Origin of the sequence: Bradyrhizobium tunisiense (genome assembly GCF_042263385.1) — a bacterium.
In the GTDB taxonomy this organism is placed as follows: Bacteria; Pseudomonadota; Alphaproteobacteria; order Rhizobiales; family Xanthobacteraceae; genus Bradyrhizobium; species Bradyrhizobium tunisiense.
In genome coordinates this window covers 764,879-781,583 of record NZ_JBHLEV010000003.1, presented here as the reverse complement: position 1 = coordinate 781,583, position 16,705 = coordinate 764,879, and the positions used below count along the sequence as shown (strand labels likewise).

16 protein-coding genes are annotated in these 16,705 nt (G+C 64.5%); 1 reads left to right on the top strand and 15 read right to left on the bottom strand.

Annotated elements, in window-relative coordinates; all coding sequences use genetic code 11:
- Positions 1-148 precede the first annotated feature (148 nt).
- The 11 genes from ACFDR6_RS17030 to ACFDR6_RS16980 all read right to left on the bottom strand — a co-directional run bounded on the left by ACFDR6_RS17030 (position 149) and on the right by ACFDR6_RS16980 (position 11,364).
- The gene (locus ACFDR6_RS17030; protein ID WP_212080412.1) at positions 149-1,321 is read right to left on the bottom strand and encodes a thiolase family protein; all 1,173 of its coding nucleotides are present in this window, start codon (positions 1,319-1,321) and stop codon (positions 149-151) included.
- A 256-nt stretch (positions 1,322-1,577) separates the two neighbouring features.
- Complete coding sequence (serA, locus tag ACFDR6_RS17025) at positions 1,578-3,167, bottom strand: phosphoglycerate dehydrogenase (RefSeq protein ID WP_212080410.1); 1,590 nt, start codon at positions 3,165-3,167, stop codon at positions 1,578-1,580.
- 171 nt (positions 3,168-3,338) lie between these two features.
- A complete protein-coding gene (locus tag ACFDR6_RS17020) occupies positions 3,339-4,511 on the bottom strand; it encodes a phosphoserine transaminase (protein ID WP_375858918.1) in 1,173 nt (390 codons plus the stop codon).
- A gap of 79 nt (positions 4,512-4,590) precedes the next feature.
- On the bottom strand, positions 4,591-4,797 hold the full coding sequence (locus ACFDR6_RS17015; RefSeq protein ID WP_212080406.1) for a hypothetical protein: 207 nt from the start codon (positions 4,795-4,797) through the stop codon (positions 4,591-4,593).
- Positions 4,798-4,957: 160 nt separating this feature from the next.
- Positions 4,958-5,422 carry a GNAT family N-acetyltransferase gene (locus ACFDR6_RS17010; RefSeq protein WP_212080405.1) on the bottom strand — a complete coding sequence of 155 codons (465 nt, stop codon included), beginning with the start codon at positions 5,420-5,422 and terminating at the stop codon, positions 4,958-4,960.
- A 15-nt stretch (positions 5,423-5,437) separates the two neighbouring features.
- Positions 5,438-6,028, bottom strand: coding sequence for a glutathione S-transferase family protein (locus tag ACFDR6_RS17005; protein WP_375858917.1), 591 nt, complete (start codon positions 6,026-6,028; stop codon positions 5,438-5,440).
- Positions 6,029-6,100: 72 nt separating this feature from the next.
- Positions 6,101-6,961 (bottom strand): outer membrane protein, encoded by an 861-nt coding sequence (locus ACFDR6_RS17000; protein WP_375858916.1) that lies wholly within the window; start codon positions 6,959-6,961, stop codon positions 6,101-6,103.
- A 168-nt stretch (positions 6,962-7,129) separates the two neighbouring features.
- On the bottom strand, positions 7,130-7,960 hold the full coding sequence (locus ACFDR6_RS16995) for an outer membrane protein (protein ID WP_375858915.1): 831 nt from the start codon (positions 7,958-7,960) through the stop codon (positions 7,130-7,132).
- Positions 7,961-8,186: 226 nt separating this feature from the next.
- Positions 8,187-9,434: an MFS transporter gene (locus ACFDR6_RS16990; RefSeq protein WP_212080398.1), complete on the bottom strand. Its 1,248-nt coding sequence runs from the start codon at positions 9,432-9,434 to the stop codon at positions 8,187-8,189.
- A gap of 198 nt (positions 9,435-9,632) precedes the next feature.
- On the bottom strand, positions 9,633-10,976 hold the full coding sequence (gene glmM / locus ACFDR6_RS16985; protein WP_212080396.1) for a phosphoglucosamine mutase: 1,344 nt from the start codon (positions 10,974-10,976) through the stop codon (positions 9,633-9,635).
- Positions 10,977-11,196: 220 nt separating this feature from the next.
- Positions 11,197-11,364 carry a hypothetical protein gene (locus tag ACFDR6_RS16980; protein WP_212080394.1) on the bottom strand — a complete coding sequence of 56 codons (168 nt, stop codon included), beginning with the start codon at positions 11,362-11,364 and terminating at the stop codon, positions 11,197-11,199.
- A 115-nt stretch (positions 11,365-11,479) separates the two neighbouring features.
- On the opposite strand from ACFDR6_RS16980, the gene ACFDR6_RS16975 reads away from it, so the two are divergent.
- Positions 11,480-12,616 carry an alpha-hydroxy acid oxidase gene (locus ACFDR6_RS16975; RefSeq protein WP_375858914.1) on the top strand — a complete coding sequence of 379 codons (1,137 nt, stop codon included), beginning with the start codon at positions 11,480-11,482 and terminating at the stop codon, positions 12,614-12,616.
- A gap of 115 nt (positions 12,617-12,731) precedes the next feature.
- Here ACFDR6_RS16975 and ACFDR6_RS16970 read toward each other — a convergent pair whose 3' ends face one another.
- From ACFDR6_RS16970 to ACFDR6_RS16955, 4 genes are all read right to left on the bottom strand, one after another.
- Positions 12,732-13,358 (bottom strand): hypothetical protein, encoded by a 627-nt coding sequence (locus ACFDR6_RS16970; protein ID WP_375858913.1) that lies wholly within the window; start codon positions 13,356-13,358, stop codon positions 12,732-12,734.
- 57 nt (positions 13,359-13,415) lie between these two features.
- Positions 13,416-14,255 carry a shikimate dehydrogenase gene (locus ACFDR6_RS16965; RefSeq protein ID WP_317242391.1) on the bottom strand — a complete coding sequence of 280 codons (840 nt, stop codon included), beginning with the start codon at positions 14,253-14,255 and terminating at the stop codon, positions 13,416-13,418.
- 96 nt (positions 14,256-14,351) lie between these two features.
- Entirely contained in the window at positions 14,352-16,094 is a 1,743-nt protein-coding gene (locus ACFDR6_RS16960; protein WP_375858912.1) for a SulP family inorganic anion transporter, read from the bottom strand.
- 114 nt (positions 16,095-16,208) lie between these two features.
- Positions 16,209-16,481 (bottom strand): helix-turn-helix domain-containing protein, encoded by a 273-nt coding sequence (locus tag ACFDR6_RS16955; RefSeq protein ID WP_026201995.1) that lies wholly within the window; start codon positions 16,479-16,481, stop codon positions 16,209-16,211.
- Positions 16,482-16,705 lie beyond the last annotated feature (224 nt).

Sequence of the window (16,705 nt, the reverse complement as noted above, 5' to 3'; positions counted from 1 at the left end):
CGTTAATTTGCGGGCACGTACGAATACGTGTATTCGCCACAGCGCTCGCCCTTGTGCACGGTGAGATGCACAAGCCGGTTCCAAAAAAGAAACACGGCGCTTGCGGGCGCCGTGCTTCCTGTCGTCTCGCCTTGGAAAGCGGATCGTCTCAGCTATAGATTTCGAACAGCCCGGCTCCGCCCTGGCCGCCGCCGATGCACATCGTCACCACGCCCCACTTGGCCTTGCGGCGCGCGCCTTCCTGCAGCAGGTGGCCGGTGAGACGGGCGCCGGTCATGCCGAAAGGATGGCCGATCGCGATCGAGCCGCCATTGACGTTGTACTTGGCGGGGTCGATGCCGAGCTGGTCGCGGCAGTACAGGCACTGGCTGGCGAAGGCTTCGTTGAGCTCCCACAGATCGATGTCGTCGACCTTGAGGCCGGTGCGCTTGAGCAGCTTCGGAATCGCGAACACCGGACCGATGCCCATCTCGTCTGGCTCGCAACCGGCGGTCGCCCAGGCGACGAAACGGCCGAGCGGCTTGAGGCCGCGCTTCTCGGCATCCTTGGCTTCCATCAGCACGACGGCGGCGGCGCCGTCCGAGAGCTGGCTGGCATTGCCGGCGGTGACGAACTTGCCGGGGCCCTTCACCGGCTCGAGTTTGGCGAGCCCCTCCAGCGTGGTCTCGGGGCGATTGCATTCGTCGCGGTCGACGACGTAATCGACGATCGACTCCGCCTTGGTCTGCTTGTCGACGACCTTCATCCTGGTCTTCATCGGGACGATCTCGTCCTTGTACTTGCCCGCCTGCTGCGATGCCGCCATGCGGCGCTGCGATTCGAGCGAGAACTCGTCCTGGTATTCGCGGCTGAGCTTGTAGCGCTCGGCGACGATGTCGGCGGTGTCGATCATCGCCATGAAGATATCAGGCGCGACCTTGAGCAATTCAGGATCGATCGATTCCTTCGGCGTGCCGCCGCCCGGCATCGAGATGCTCTCGACTCCGCCGGCGACGATGCAGTCGGCGCCGTCCGAGCGGATCGAGTTGGCGGCCATCGCGATGGTCTGCAGTCCCGAGGAGCAGAAACGGTTCACCGAGACGCCGGCCGTGGTCTTCGGCAGGCCCGCGAGCAGCGCGGCCTGACGGCCGATATTCGGCGCGCCATGGGCGCAATTGCCGAGATAGCAGTCCTCGACGTAATCCTTCTCGACGCCGGCGCGGTCGACCGCGTGATGAATGGCATGGGCCGCGAGCGACATCGGCGGCGTGATGTTGAACCCGCCGCGGCCTGACTTCGCGAGGCCCGTGCGCGCATAGGAAACGATGACGGCTTCACGCATGTGTTTTCTCCCTTGTCGAACGATTTGAACGGAGCGTCCTGACGCCATTGGTACACAAAGTTGGAAGGCTGAGGGAGAAATAAAATCGCCGCCTCCGGTAAGGAGGCGGCGATGTTCCGCGGGTCGGAATTTGGATGCGGGCGTCACTCTATCCGCTCGTCATGCCCGGGCTTGTCCCGGGCATCCACGTTCTTCGTTCCGCGAGCAAGGCGTGGATGGCCGGGTCAAGCCCGGCCATGACGAAGGTGAGAGTTGATCAGAACGTCAGCGCCTTGGCCTGCTTGACTTGCGGCAGTGCCTGCACCTTGGCGAGCAGATCCGGCGGCACTGCCCCGTCGACCTCGACCAGCGCGATGGCATCGCTGCCGGGCGCGACGCGGCCGAGATGGAAGGTCGCGATGTTGAGCTTGGCGTCGCCGAGCAGGCTCGCGAACCGGCCGATGAAGCCCGGCTTGTCCTCGTTGGTCACGTAGATCATCGATTTGCCGAACTCGGCATCGACGCGGATGCCCTTGATGTCGACGAGGCGCGGCTTGCCGTCGGCATAGACCGTGCCCGAGACCGACCGCTCCTGCCGTTCGGTGGTGACGGTGACGGTGATCAGGCTCTCATAGTCGCTCTGGGCGGCGCGGACGATCTCGTCCACCACCATGCCGCGCTCCTTGGCGACGACGGGCGCCGACACCACGTTGACCTCGCCCAGCATCGGCCGCAGCAGGCCCGACAGCACGGCGGAGGTGATCGCCTTGATCTTCATCTCGGCGACGTGGCCCTCATAGGTGATCTCGACCTTGAGGATGCCGCTCTCGGTGAGCTGGCCGGCAAACGAGCCGAGCTTCTCGGCGAGCGAGATGAACGGCTTCAGCTTCGGCGCCTCTTCCGCAGTGATCGAGGGGAAGTTGACCGCGTTCGAGATCGCGCCGGTGAGCAGGTAATCCGACATCTGCTCGGCGACCTGGAGCGCGACGTTCTCCTGCGCTTCCGTCGTGGAGGCGCCGAGATGCGGCGTGCAGATCACGTTGGGATGGCCGAACAGCACGTTCTTGTTGGCGGGCTCCTCGACGAAGACGTCGAACGCGGCGCCGGCGATGTGCTTGGAATTGAGCGCATCGACCACCGCCTGCTCGTCGACGAGACCGCCGCGGGCGCAGTTGATCAGGCGCACGCCCTTCTTCATCTTGGCGATTGCGGCCCCATCGATGATGTTCTTCGTCTTCTCGGTCAGCGGTGTGTGCAGCGTGATGAAGTCGGCGCGCTTGAGCAGATCGTCGAGCTCGACCTTCTCGACGCCGATGTCCCTGGCGCGCTCGGGCGACAGGAACGGATCGAACGCGATCACCTTCATGCGCAGGCCGAGCGCGCGGTCGGCCACGATCGAGCCGATATTGCCGCAGCCGACGACGCCGAGCACCTTGCCGGTGATCTCGACGCCCATGAAGCGGTTCTTCTCCCACTTGCCGGCCTGGGTCGAGGCGTCGGCCTGCGGGATCTCGCGGGCGAGCGCCAGCATCAGCGTGATGGCGTGCTCGGCAGTCGTGATCGAATTGCCGAACGGCGTGTTCATCACGATGATGCCCTTGGCCGTGGCGGCGGGGATCTCGACATTGTCGACGCCGATGCCGGCGCGGCCGATCACCTTGAGGTTGGTCGCCTTCTCCAGGATCTTGGCGGTCGCCTTGGTCGCGGAGCGGATCGCAAGGCCGTCATAGTTGCCGATGATCTCGGCGAGCTTGTCCTTGTCCTTGCCGAGGTTGGGCTGGAAGTCGACCTCGACGCCGCGGTCTTTGAAGATCTGCACGGCGGCGGGGGAGAGCGCGTCGGAAATGAGAACTTTGGGTTTGGTCATGGGGGGTGTTTTCCTTCACACCCTCCCCTGGAGGGGGAGGGTCGGCGCGAAGCGCCGGGGTGGGGTGAAGCTGCAACAAAGAAAATTGCCGGTGCGCCGTGTGGAGAGATCACCCCACCCCGCCGCACCTAACGGTGCGTCGACCCTCCCCCTCCAGGGGAGGGTAAGAACTCAGGCCGCCTTGGCGAGCGCGGCCTTGGTCTCGGCAAAGGCCCAATCGATCCACTGCGTCAGCAGCTCGACGTCCTTGGCCTCCACCGTGGCGCCGCACCAGATGCGCAGACCGGCCGGCGCGTCGCGGTAATAGGCGAAGTCGTAGCCGGCGCCTTCCTTCTCGACCAGCGCGACCAGCTTCTTGCTGAAGTCGGCCTGCGCGTCCTCGGAGAGCGAGGTGATGGCGGGATCGGTGAACTTCAGGCACACCGAGGTGTTGGAGCGGATCGCGGCATCCTTGGCCAGGAAGTCGATCCACGGCGTCTTCGCCTTCCAGTCGGCGAGCACCTTGGTGTTGGCGTCGGCACGCGCGATCAGCGCCTTGAGGCCGCCGATCGACTTGGCCCAGTTCAGCGCGTCCAAATAATCCTCGACGCAGAGCATCGACGGCGTGTTGATGGTCTCGCCGACGAAGATGCCTTCGTTGATCTTGCCGCCCTTGGTCATGCGGAAGATCTTTGGCAGCGGCCAGGCCGGCTTGTAGGTCTCGAGCCGCTCCACGGCGCGGGGCGAGAGGATCAACATGCCGTGCGCAGCCTCGCCGCCGAGCGCCTTCTGCCAGGAGAAGGTGACCACGTCGAGCTTGGCCCAGTCGAGCGGCTGGGCGAATGCAGCCGACGTCGCGTCGCAGATGGTCAGGCCTTCGCGATCCGCCTTGATCCAGTCGGCGTTCGGCACGCGCACGCCAGAGGTGGTGCCGTTCCAGGTGAAGACGACGTCGCTCGCGGGATCGACCTTCGACAGATCGGGAATCTCACCGTAAGCCGCGTTCAGCTTGGTGACGTCCTTGAGCTTCAATTCCTTGACGATGTCACTGACCCAGCCTTCGCCGAAGGATTCCCAGGCGAGCGTGGTGACGGGCCGTGCACCGAGCAGCGACCACAGCGCCATCTCGACCGCGCCGGTATCGGATGCCGGCACGATCCCGATGCGGTAATCGGCGGGCACCTCGAGCACTTCGCGCGTCAGATCGATCGCGAGCTTGAGCTTGGTCTTGCCGACCTTCGCGCGATGCGAGCGGCCGAGCGCTGCGTCCTTGAGATTTTGTGCGTTCCAGCCGGGGCGTTTGGCGCAGGGGCCGGAGGAGAAATGCGGCACGTTCGGCCGCGAAGCGGGCTTCGCTACAGTCATGATCTACCCTTCCAGATAGTAAGCCTCCCGTTGGGGGGAGGTGTCCCGCCGCGGCTGATACGGGAATCGGGAGGGGCAGTCAAGGAAGTTCCGGCGCCTCACGGCGGCTTGACGGTGATTCCGCTGCGATACCAGGGGATTCAACGACGGCGAGCGCATTGAGCAAGTCCGTGGCTTCACTGATCAATTGCGCCGCCTTGCGGCGGCTGCCGACTTTCAAAATGCACTGGTCATTAGCCTGCACGACATAGTCGTTGCCGACCTTGACCATCGAATAGCTTGTCATTGAAATCCCCGAACCGAGCCGAGCCCGGTGGCTAGATGCCGCCGTAGCACCGATCGTTCCTTCATCAACGTGAACGACCGACGGGTAGTTTACCGCCTCTTAACATGAACGAATGCGCGATCTGAATTTGTTGATTGCGCAAGGCCCGCAAGCAACTGGCTCAAAAGCGGACAGTCATGCCGACGTGACTCGCTGTGAATCCGAGCCGCTTGTAGAATCGCTGCGCATCGACGCGCGTCTGATGCGTCAGCAATTCGACCAGGCTGCAGCCGCGCGCCTTTGCTTCCGCGATTGCCCACTGCACCAAGCGCTCGCCGATCCCGCGGCTGCGACAATCCGTGGCAACCCGCACGTCTTCGAGAAGGCCGCGCACGCCGCCTTGCGAGCTGATGCCCGGCAGGACAGCGAGTTGCAGGCAGCCGACCACCCTGCCCTCGATCTCGGCCACCACGAGCGCCAGATTCGGATCACGCGCGACCCGCGCGAATGCGTCGTAATAGGCAGCGGGCAACGGATCCTCGACACGCTCGCGCCCGCGGCCGAGATGATCGTCGGCGAGCATCGCCACGATCGCGGGAACGTCGTCGCGGCGCGCGCGGCGAATGGAGACGGACTCGGCGCTCATCGCGAAAACTCCACCTCAGTGCGCCGGCGGAAGGCCGAGAAACGCTTCGACTTCGCCGATCCAGCGGCGGACGGAAGCATAACGGCCGAGGTCGAAGGCGCCTTCATGCGCCGCGCGGGTATAGGCGAGCAGGGAGACATCGGCGAGTGAAACTTCCTCGCCGGCGAAGAAGCTGCTGGCCGCCAGATGCTGCTCCATGCGGTCGAGCGCCGCATAGCCGCGCTTCACCTTCTCGGGATCCAGCTCGGACGCATCCTTGCCGAGATAGACGAGGACGAAGCGGCACACCGCGATGTAGGGCTCGTGGCTGTACTGCTCCCAGAACAGCCATTCATCCATCTTGGCCGCAGCGAAGGCATCGCGCGGAACGAGCGCGCTGTCGCGGGCGAGATAGCGGATGATGGCATTGGATTGCGCCAGCGCGCGGCCGTCGTCGAAGGCGATCGTCGGCACCTGGCCGGCGCCGTTCATCCCAAGGAATTGCGGCGTGCGGGTCTCGCCCTTGCGGGTGTCGATCTCGATCCACTGATAGGGCAATGCGAGCTTGTCGCAGACCCACTTCACCTTGAGGCAATTGCCGGAATTGCTGTCGCCGTAGATCTTCATCGCTGCCGCCCCGCTTTGCAGCGACAGAGCATCAGGACGACGAAGCTGTGTCAACCGGCTGCGAACGCGGGCTTAGAATTTGTAGCCGGCACCCACGCGGAAATTGTTCAAGTTGACCGAGATGTTCTTGGCGTTCGAGAACCCGACATGCTCCCACTCGCCGCGGAGGATCAAGCAGTCGAGCAGAGCGTATTCGATACCGATGCCCGCCGTCCATCCGTAGATGAAGCTGTTCGCACGCCGCTCAGTCTGCGTCATCGTACCTGAGTCGATGGTCGTACGCGTCGTGACGCCGGTGTTCGGATCCGTAAAGTCGTCGTATTTCAGATACGACACCGTCGCGAACCTCGACACATCGGCGCGTCCGATCGCAAGGCCGCCGAACGCATAAGGCATGAAGTCTCCGCCGGACCATCCGACCCGACCTCGGAAGGTCGCATAGTCCTTGAGCTGCAACGCGGCGCCGCCGCCGAGCGTCGTATCGTAGGTGTAGACGTGATTCGTAGGCGCGGTTTCACCTGGGATCAACCGCGTCATGGAATCGCTCGCGCTGCTCCCGTGATTGTTCATGTAGCTGTAGTTGGCTTCGACGCCCATCACGGCGTCATAGAACTGCCAATTGCGGCCGACATAGGCACCGAATCCCGTGCCCTGAACGTGGTTCTTCGGCAGCAGCGACCAACCACCAACCGGCGCCTGCAGGATGCTGTCGCGCAGCATGAAATCCGTCATCGATTTCGGGGCGCGGCTGAAGTCCATCTCGGACGTGGCGAAACCGAATTGACCACCGACATAGAAGCCTTCCCAATTGACTGAGGACTTCGACAGACCGTCGGTAAAGCCGCCGCGCAGAATCGGCAGGTCCGGCATGTCGGCCGCGTGCGCGGCAGACACCGTCCCCAACATCGCTGCCGCCAAGATCAGCCTACGCATCGCAACGCTCCATCGGACTCGAACTGTTGCGATGATCATCGCCTGTTAACCTTAACCAATGGTTGCGCCGGCCGCCTTCGTCGCGACCAGGCCATGAAAAATCCGCAAAGCAAAACGGCGCGGGATGATCCCGCGCCGTTAAGAAGTCCTAACCGATCGAAGTTTCGATCAGCCCTTGGTGACCAGCGGCGGCGGCATGTAGGCCGGCGGGCTGTTGAGATCCCAGCGGACGCCGATCTTGACGTCGTGCGAGGTGATGTCCCTGATCTTGATCGACGTCGGGCCCGAGGCGCTGTTGTCGAACAAGCGGTAGTTGCCGGGCGCCGCGTCGCCGAGGTTCATGTAGCTGTAGGCGAGTTCGACGGTGAACCCGGGATTGACCTTGTAGGCGAGACCGGCGTGAGCGGCCCAGGCGAGGTTCCACTTTCCGTGGTCGCCGAAGTAGGCAACGCTGTTGTTGAGCAGCGGGTTGTAGGACACGCCGTCGTCGCGGAAGCCGCTGATCTTGTTGTAGGAGCCACCGACACCCGCGCCGATGAACGGAGTGATGCACCACCAGGTGCCGAGATCGACATAGGCGTTGGCCATGACGACCCACTCGGACTTGCTGCCGCTGTAATTGTTGACGCCGACGAAGCCGGGTCCAACCACGTTGTCGCTGCCGTGCAAGTTAGCCTTGCCGCGGTACTGGCCGATCACGTCGGCACGAAACCAGTTGTTGAAGCGGTAGCCGGCGCCGAGGCCAAACAGCGGCGAGGAGTCAAAGCCGACGCCCTCGGTTGTCTTCGAATATCCAGCCGGCAGGGCGCTCTCGATGCGCTTGGCGCTCTGGTTGGTCATGCCGATATCGCCACGGAGATACCAGCCGCCAAAATCGGCGGGCGGAGCCGGCGGCGCGTACATGGGAGGGGGCGCCGCGATCGGCATATCGGCGGCGAACGCCATCGACGAGATCAGGGTTGCCGCACCCGCGGCAAGGAGAGACTTAACGCTACGCATTGGCTTCGTCCTTTTGGCCGGTGAGGCAAATACGCAGGCCTCACGTTCTGGAAACTCACGGAGGGACGATGCCAGCAAATGTTTAAGCGCCACTTAACCCTAATTTTTAAGGTTGATTTTTTCTCACCTCACACGCGGATGCGGCTGGAGCGTTGCAAAAATGCGGCGGTCGCGCGCCGCAATTGCTAACGATTGATGAAGCCGCAATGCAGCGAAGCAGGATTTGTTAACGGGTGTGCCGGGGCAGCCTGGGCAGAAACACCGCAAGCAGGCCGATCGCCGGCAGATAGGCGCAGACCTGGTAGACGAACTCGATCGAGGTGTGATCGGCGAGCTTGCCGAGCACGGCAGCTCCCAGCCCCCCGATGCCGAAGGCGACGCCGAAGAACACGCCGGAGATCATGCCGAAGCGATGTGGCACCAGCTCCTGCGCGAACACGATGATCGACGACGTCGTCGAGGAGATGATCAAGCCGATGACGACTGACAGCACAGCGCTCGCAGCGAGCCCGGCATAGGGCAGCGCCAGCGTGAACGGCAACGCGCCCAGGATCGAAATCCAGATCACGATCTTGCGGCCGAAACGATCGCCCAAGGGACCTCCCAGAAACGCGCCGACCGCGTTCGCCGCGAGGAAGATGAAGAGATACATCTGCGCCGCCTGCGTGGAGACGCCGAAGCGGTCGATCAGATAGAAGATATAGTAGCTCGACAGGCTCGACACGTAGAGCTGCTTTGAGAACAGCAGCGCGACCAGAACGAGCAGCGCAACGGCGACGCGTCGCGGGCTCGGCGCGTCGGGATGGGACTGAAGCGCCACCGACTTCTTCGCCTTGATCTGCGGCGCATACCAGCGGCCGATGCGCCAGAGGATGAGGATCGCCAGGAACGCGATCGAGGAGAACCAGGCGATGCTGCCCTGCCCGAACGGCACGACGATCAGCGCCGCCAGCACCGGTCCCATCGAGGTGCCGAAACTGCCGCCGAGCTGGAACACCGATTGCGCAAAACCGTAGCGACCGCCGGAGGCGAGCCGCGCGATGCGTGCGGACTCCGGGTGAAACACCGCAGAGCCGAGACCGACCAGCGCGGCCGCAACGAGAATGACGAGATATTGATGCGCGGCGCTGAGCAGCAAGAGGCCGAAGAAGGTCGAGGCCATGCCGATCGCCAGCGAATAGGGCTGCGCCTTCTTGTCGGTGTAGTGCCCGACCACCGGCTGCAGCAGCGAGGCGGTGAACTGGAAGGCCAGCGTGATCATGCCGATCTGCGCGAAGTCGAGCGCGTAGGTGTCCTTCAGGATCGGATACACCGACGCGATCAACGACTGCATGGTATCGTTGAGGAAGTGCGAGACGCTGATGCCGGCGAGCACGACATAGGCCGGCCCTGCCGCCTTGGCGGCGGGTGCCACGTCAGCGACGACGACCGGCTCGGTCAGCGTTTCCTCGGAGACGACGACAGGCTTGTTCAATGCAACGATCCCGGCGCGGCAGATTGCCGCGACGTGCTGATTACGATGCAAGCGGCGGCCAGGCCACCGCCAATCGCTGATGGCTGGGATGCGTGTCTACCCTCTCCATGAGTCCAGTATCACGGGGGCAAAGGCGCTCTTGCGTACGATACTGCCCGCGGGGTGCGATCACCTCACCCCGCTCGCGCTTGAAAAACCTTACGCCGCCGCCTGGCCCAGCGCGGAGACGATGGTGTCGACGACATCCTCGACCAGGACCCGGTCTTCGCCTTCACCCATGACGCGGATCACCGGCTCGGTGCCGGAGGAGCGGATCAGCAGACGGCCGTGGCCGTTGAGGCGATTTTCGCCGTCGGAGATCGCGGACTTCACCTGGGAATCGTCGAGCGGCTTGCCGCCCTTGTGGCGGACGTTCTTGAGGATCTGCGGCAGCGGATCGAAGCGGTGGCAGACCTCGGAGACGGGGCGGCGCAGCTTCTGCACCACCGCCAGCACCTGCAGGGCGGCAACGAAGCCGTCGCCGGTGGTGGCGTAGTCGGACAGGATGATGTGGCCGGACTGCTCGCCGCCGAGATTGTAGCCGCCGTTCAGCATCTGCTCGAGCACGTAGCGGTCGCCGACCGGCGTGCGCACGAGATCGATCCCCTGCCCTTTCAGGAAGCGCTCGAGGCCGAGATTGGACATCACGGTGGCGACGATGCCCGGACGCGACAGCCGGCCGTCTTCCTTCCAGCTCTGCGCGATCACAGCGAGCAACTGGTCGCCGTCCACGACATGTCCGCGCTCGTCGACCAGGATGACGCGGTCGGCGTCGCCGTCGAGCGCAATGCCGATGTCGGCGCGCATCTCGCGCACCTTCTTCGATAGCGCTTCCGGCGAGGTGGAGCCGCAATCCTTGTTGATGTTGAAGCCGTCGGGCTCGACGCCGATCGGCACCACGTCGGCGCCCAGCTCCCACAGCGCTTCCGGCACCACCTTGTAGGCCGCGCCGTTGGCGCAATCGATCACGACGCGCAGGCCATCGAGCGAGAGATCGCGCGGCAGGGTGCGCTTGGCGAATTCGATGTAGCGGTCATGCACGCCGTCGATGCGGCGGGCGCGCCCCAGGCTCGCACTCTGTGCGAGCCGCTTGTCGATGGGCTCGTCGAGCAGCTGCTCGATCTGCCGCTCGACGTCGTCGGAGAGCTTGAAGCCCTGCGGCCCGAACAGCTTGATGCCGTTGTCCTCGAACAGATTGTGCGAGGCCGAGATCATCACGCCGAGATCGGCCCGCATCGACTTGGTCAGCATCGCGACCGCCGGCGTCGGCATCGGGCCGACCAGCAGCACGTCCATGCCGACCGAGGTGAAGCCCGCGACCATGGCGTATTCGATCATGTAGCCGGACAGGCGGGTGTCCTTGCCGATCACGACCCGGTGGCGGTGATCACCGCGCTGGAATGCAAGGCCTGCGGCCTGACCGACCTTGAGCGCGAGCTCCGGCGTGATCAGTCCGTTGGCGCGGCCCCGTATCCCGTCGGTCCCGAAATATTTGCGGCTCATATCGTCCCCCAAGCAACAACCAGGGGATCCCCTCTACAACCACGGGCTGCCCGAACGGGGCCCGCATCCCTGATTTGCTGGGGCCTATATAATGCCTGTGCGGCTAACTTGGCTTCAAAAAATATGATGAATCGTTACGGAACCGGGGCTGCCACCGGCGCGATAACGTCTTGTTAACATTATATTTCCTGCCCATCGCGCCGAAACAGCGCGGAACCCGCTAATCGCTGCGCTTCACATGGCCATCCCCGCGGCTCGGCGCCGGCTGGGTGACGTTGACGGGATCGGACCCCGGAAAGGTCTCCTCCAACCCCTCTTCCAGCGCAGCCTCGAGATCGCGCTTTTCCTTGATCTCTTCCGGGGAAGGCTGAGCGTGCGGCCTCGTCATGGCGCTCTCCTGCAAAACGTTCTGCAAACGATTTGGCTGTGCATCCAACCATGCTAGATGACCTCGAAATCTTCCGATGCAAGACTTCCGAGTGAGACGGGCCGGGGAAACGAGCATGAAGCATATTACCTGTATCGACGATCTTCGCGCCCTGCATAAGCGCCGCGTGCCGAAGGCGTTCTTCGACTATTGCGATCGCGGCTCCTATGCCGAGGAAACGCTGCGCGCCAACCGCGAGGACATGCAGGCGATCAAGTTCCGCCAGCGCATCCTGGTCGACGTCTCCAAGCGCGACACCTCGACCACGATCCTCGGAGAGCCCTCGACCATGCCGCTGATGCTGGCCCCCGTGGGCCTGCTCGGCATGCAGCATGGTGACGGCGAGATCCACGCCTGTCGCGCCGCGCAGGCCGCCGGTATCCCGTTCACGCAATCGACCATGTCGATCTGCTCGATCGAGGACATCGCGGCCAATGTCGAGAAGCCGTTCTGGTTCCAGCTCTACGTCATGAAGGACCGCGGCTTCATCAAGGATTTGATCGAGCGCGCGATCGCGGCCAAGTGCAGCGCGCTCGTGCTCACCGTCGACCTCCAGGTGATCGGTCAGCGCCATGCCGACATCAAGAACGGCATGACGGTGCCCCCCGAATGGTCGCTGTCGAAGCTGCTGGATTTCGCCAGCAAGCCGACCTGGGTCTCCGGTGTGCTGCAAGGCAAGCGCCGCACCTTCGGCAATATCGCAGGTCACGTGAAGAACACCGAGGATCTCAACCGCCTTGCCGAATGGACGGCCTCACAGTTCGATACGTCCCTGAACTGGAAGGACGTCGAGTGGGTCCGCAGCATCTGGCCGGGCAAGCTCGTCATCAAGGGCATCCTCGACGTCGAGGATGCCGAGGAGGCCGTCAAGACCGGGGCGCAGGCCCTCGTCGTCTCCAACCATGGCGGCCGTCAGCTCGACGGCGCGCCCTCCTCGATCGAGGTGCTGCCCGAGATCGCCGACGCGGTCGGTGACCGGATGGAGATCATGTTCGACGGCGGCATCCGCTCCGGCCAGGACGTGATGCGCGCGCTCGCGCTCGGCGCGAAGTCCTGCATGCTGGGCCGCGCCTATGCCTACGGCCTTGGCGCCGGCGGCCAGGCCGGCGTCGCCAAGGCGATCGACATCATCCAGAAAGAGCTGCTCACCACCATGGGCCTGTGCGGCGTCAACCGCATCGACGAGATCGACGATCATGTGATTGCGATGTGAGGATTGAGGCGCGAAAGGCCCGCCTCGACACCACTGTCGTCCCGGATCTTCGCTGGCGCTTGTCCGGGACGACGGCGGAGGTCGTGGCGCGTGTGCGCGCTACACCCGCTCCTGCTCACATCGGCGGCGTCAGGCCGTCACGGCCGACGCTGACGCGGTTGGTCTCGAACGAGCCGTCCGGCAATTGCTTCATGAAGGCGATGACCTTGGCGCCGGCCTTCAACTCGGATTTGTCGCCGGGCACGAAGGTCACCACCGGCGTGTTGTCGGCCACGAACACCTTCTTCTCGCCGTCCTTGTACTTGACCAGCAGCGTATGGCCGTCATTGCCGACGACGCTTTCCGCCACCGTGGCATTGGTCATGCTGGAGTTGGGCTTGAGATCATAGGGCCGCGAGCCCTCGCCGGTGCCGCGCATGCTCTCCGGAAACACATGCACCTCGACGGCGTTCTGGCCGCCGTCCGGCCCCGGCACCGTGGTCGCGCCGATGAACGAACCCGGCTTGATGTCGGCGAGCGAGATCCTGGTAATGCCCGAGACGTTCACGTTAGGAGCGATACGCAGCTTGACGTCCTCGCCGCTGCGCGACTTCACCTGCATGATGTCGCCATTGACGGCTTCGATGGTGCCGCGCACGCGCGTCGGCACCGGCGCCTTCTGGGCGAAGGCGCAGTAAGTCGAGACGGCCACCATCGCGACGGCGATCAGCGGACGTGTGAAAGTTGCACGTTGAACAGACATGACGGTCTCCGATTGTCCCCACGGATAGAGAACTCCGAGACACCGTGCGCTATTCTCTCAAGTCTTTGTGAGATCGGCCTCGACCAATGCGCGCAGCTCGGCCGTGACCTCAGGCCGCCGGCCGAACCACAGCTCGAAGCCGCGTACCGCCTGATGCAGCAGCATGCCGAGCCCGTCGGCGGTCCTCAGGCCACGCGCCGCGGCGGCGGCGAGCAGCGGCGTCACCAGCGGGACATAGACGAGGTCGGCAACGACCGCCGCCGGCGGCAGCCGTGCGACATCAACATCGAGTGATGGTTGGCCATGCATGCCGAGCGAGGTCGTGTTCACGAGAAGTTTTGCGCGCGGCAGCACATCGTCGATGCCGTCCCACGGCAGCGGATGCACGCTTGGCCCGAACTGCCTTGCCAGCGCCTCGGCCCGCGCGAGGGTACGGTTGGCAAGATGGACGCGTTTGATGCCGCGGTCGAGCAACCCGAATATGACCGCACGCGAGGAACCGCCGGCGCCGAGCACCAGCACCTCCTCGGCCGCTCCCCAGCCGGGCGCGCTGGCGTCGAGATTGTTGATAAAGCCTTCGACATCGGTGTTGGTCGAGCGCAGCTCGCCGTCGGCAAACCACAGCGTGTTGGCCGCGCCCACCGCCTTTGCACGGGCATCGGGCGTCGACAGCGCCAGCACGCCCTCCTTGTGCGGAATGGTGACGTTGGCGCCGACGAAGCCGCGCAACGACAGCCGCAGCACGAAATCGCGCAAGTCGTCGGGCGGCACCGCCTCGATGACGTAGCCGCCTTCAATGCCCAGCGTGCGCAGCCAGTAATGATGGATCAGCGGCGAGCGCGAATGCGCGGCGGGCCATCCGATCAGACAGGCTGCAGGAGCTTTGGGCGCGGTCATCTTTCCCTCGGGGGTCGTGTTCCCGAGGCGATCCATTTCGTGTCGCGCCCGGCCTGTCAAGCGCGGTGCCGCGGTGGCGGCGGGAAGTGCCTGCCGTCAACTCGCAGCCGCCTCCTCGCCCGCGCCGCCCTTGATGTCGGCAATCGCGCGCTCGAGGCTCGTGCGATAGCGCGCGCGCGGCGGGGTCACGCCATGGGTGAGCAGCGCCCTGCGGACCGTGGGCGAAGCCCCCGTGATGAACAGCCGGATGCCCTGGCGGTGCGCCTTGGCGGCGACGCGGCCGAGCACGTTGGCCGCCGTCGAATCCAGGAACGGCACCGCGGAGAAATCCACCACGAAGGCCTTGCGTTTGTCGGCGACCCCGTCGAGCACCCCTCCGATCGCGGAGGCCGCGCCGAAGAAGAACGCACCGGTGATGCGATAGACCAGCACGTCGCGATCGACCGCAAGCGCAGGATCGTAGGGCACGCGATCGCCATTGCCGTCGTCGGGACGATCACCGGCGACCAGTGGAGAACGCTCCTCGATGCCCGTCATCTCCGCCATGCGATGGATGAACAGCACCGCGCCGAGCGCGAAGCCCACCAGGATGCCCTCGGTCAGATCGCGGAAGATCGTCAGCAGGAACGTCGCGAGCAGCACGACGGCGTCGCCCCATGACGAGCGCAGCAGCGTCGCGAATTCGTGCTTCTCCGCCATGGTCCAGGCCACCACGACCAGCACCGAGGCAAGCGCGGCGAGCGGGATGTAGCTCGCGAGCGGCGCCGCGATCAGCATGAACAGCAACAGGAAGACGGAATGCAGCATGCCCGCGAGCGGCCCGCGCGCGCCGGCACGGATGTTGGTCGCGGTGCGCGCAATCAGTCCGGTGACGCAAATGCCGCCGAACAGCGCGGAGCCGATATTGGCGGCGCCTTGCGCCACCAGCTCGCAATTGGAGCGGTGGCGGCGCCCGGTCATGCCGTCGGCGACCACCGCGGACAGCAACGATTCGATCGCGGCCAGCAGCGCGAACGCGATCGCATCCGGCAGCACGGCGCTCGCCTTCGCGATCGAGAACGCCGGCAAGGCTGGCGACGGCAATTCGCGCGGAATGCCGCCGAAACGCGAGCCGATGGTCTCGACCGGGAGCGAGAACACCGCACATATGACAGCCGCGAACACGACGGCGATCAGGATGCCAGGCCAGGACGGCCGCCACCGGCGCAAAATCGCGATGATGGCGACGCTGACGATGGCGACCGCGACGGCTGAGGGATTGACGGTATTGATGCCACCGGCGAGCGCAACGAGCTTCGGCACGAATTCGCTCGGCTCTTTCCCGGCGAGCGTGATGCCTGCGAGATCGCGGAGCTGGCTGGCGAAGATGATCACGGCGATGCCGGCGGTGAAGCCGACCGTCACCGGATAGGGAATGAACTTGATGTAGGTCCCGATCCGCAGCAGGCCCGCGGCGATCAGAAACAGGCCCGCCATCATGGTGGCGAGAATGACGCCGTCGACGCCGTGGCGCTCCGCGGTCGCTGCGACCAATACGATGAACGCGCCGGCAGGTCCGCCGATCTGAAACCGGCTGCCGCCGAGCAGCGAGGCGATGAAGCCGCCGACGACGGCGGTGTAGAGGCCGCGGTCCGGCGTCACGCCCGAGGCGATCGCGATCGCCATCGACAGCGGCAGCGCCACGATCGCAACGGTCAGGCCCGCGAAGACGTCGGCGCGGAAATCCGCAAGGCCGTAGCCCTCCCGCCAGACGGTGACGAGCTTGGGCAGATACAATTCGGCAAAGGTCGGCTGACGCAGCTGATGCAGCCGGCTGGCGTGATCGCTTGTGATGCTCATCTCGGCAAAGTGCTCCGCTGCCCCACGATGCTCCAAAACATCGTGCGCGTCCCTGTTGCCGAGGTGCGACGATGCACTAGCCCATCTTGATCCCGAGCACGATCAACGTCCCGATCATGCCCCGACGCGGCGCGGCGGCCCGGGCTCCTTCAAGCGAACGCCACGCCCGCCGCTGTCGCTGCGGACCTGCTCGCCGATGAGCTCGACGCCGGCCCGGTCGAACGCCTCGACCACCTTGATCAGGGTCTCGACCACGCCACGCACGTTGCCGGTGCTGGCCTCCATCCGCTGGATGGTCGGCAACGAAACGCCGGCGAGCTCGGCCAGGGTTTTCTGGTCAATGCCGAGCAGCGCGCGGGCTGCCCGCATTTGAAACGAGGTAATCACCTTGGCCTCACGTATGAGATAGTATAAGTGATATCCTAAACATATACAATGATGTAAAATACATCATCTTAGGACGAATGCAAGCGCCTCCTCCGTCATTGCGAGCGCAGCGAAGCAATCCAGAATTCCTCCCCGGAAAGACCCTGGATTGCTTCGCTGCGCTCGCAATGACGCTTGGAGAAACCGCAGCCTTAAGGAAGCTCCGCACGCGCGGAGGCAGCCGC

Excerpts from the sequence above, each read along its gene's own strand:
- ACFDR6_RS16975 (WP_375858914.1), top strand. The coding sequence starts at position 11,480 with ATGAAGCATATTACCTGTATCGACGATCTTCGCGCCCTGCATAAGCGC.
- serA (WP_212080410.1), bottom strand. The coding sequence starts at position 3,167 with ATGACCAAACCCAAAGTTCTCATTTCCGACGCGCTCTCCCCCGCCGCC.
- ACFDR6_RS16970 (WP_375858913.1), bottom strand. The coding sequence starts at position 13,358 with ATGTCTGTTCAACGTGCAACTTTCACACGTCCGCTGATCGCCGTCGCG.
- glmM (WP_212080396.1), bottom strand. The coding sequence starts at position 10,976 with ATGAGCCGCAAATATTTCGGGACCGACGGGATACGGGGCCGCGCCAAC.
- ACFDR6_RS17010 (WP_212080405.1), bottom strand. The coding sequence starts at position 5,422 with ATGAGCGCCGAGTCCGTCTCCATTCGCCGCGCGCGCCGCGACGACGTT.
- ACFDR6_RS17020 (WP_375858918.1), bottom strand. The coding sequence starts at position 4,511 with ATGACTGTAGCGAAGCCCGCTTCGCGGCCGAACGTGCCGCATTTCTCC.
- ACFDR6_RS17000 (WP_375858916.1), bottom strand. The coding sequence starts at position 6,961 with ATGCGTAGGCTGATCTTGGCGGCAGCGATGTTGGGGACGGTGTCTGCC.
- ACFDR6_RS17030 (WP_212080412.1), bottom strand. The coding sequence starts at position 1,321 with ATGCGTGAAGCCGTCATCGTTTCCTATGCGCGCACGGGCCTCGCGAAG.
- ACFDR6_RS17005 (WP_375858917.1), bottom strand. The coding sequence starts at position 6,028 with ATGAAGATCTACGGCGACAGCAATTCCGGCAATTGCCTCAAGGTGAAG.
- ACFDR6_RS17015 (WP_212080406.1), bottom strand. The coding sequence starts at position 4,797 with ATGACAAGCTATTCGATGGTCAAGGTCGGCAACGACTATGTCGTGCAG.
- ACFDR6_RS16960 (WP_375858912.1), bottom strand. The coding sequence starts at position 16,094 with ATGAGCATCACAAGCGATCACGCCAGCCGGCTGCATCAGCTGCGTCAG.
- ACFDR6_RS16995 (WP_375858915.1), bottom strand. The coding sequence starts at position 7,960 with ATGCGTAGCGTTAAGTCTCTCCTTGCCGCGGGTGCGGCAACCCTGATC.
- ACFDR6_RS16980 (WP_212080394.1), bottom strand. The coding sequence starts at position 11,364 with ATGACGAGGCCGCACGCTCAGCCTTCCCCGGAAGAGATCAAGGAAAAG.
- ACFDR6_RS16965 (WP_317242391.1), bottom strand. The coding sequence starts at position 14,255 with ATGACCGCGCCCAAAGCTCCTGCAGCCTGTCTGATCGGATGGCCCGCC.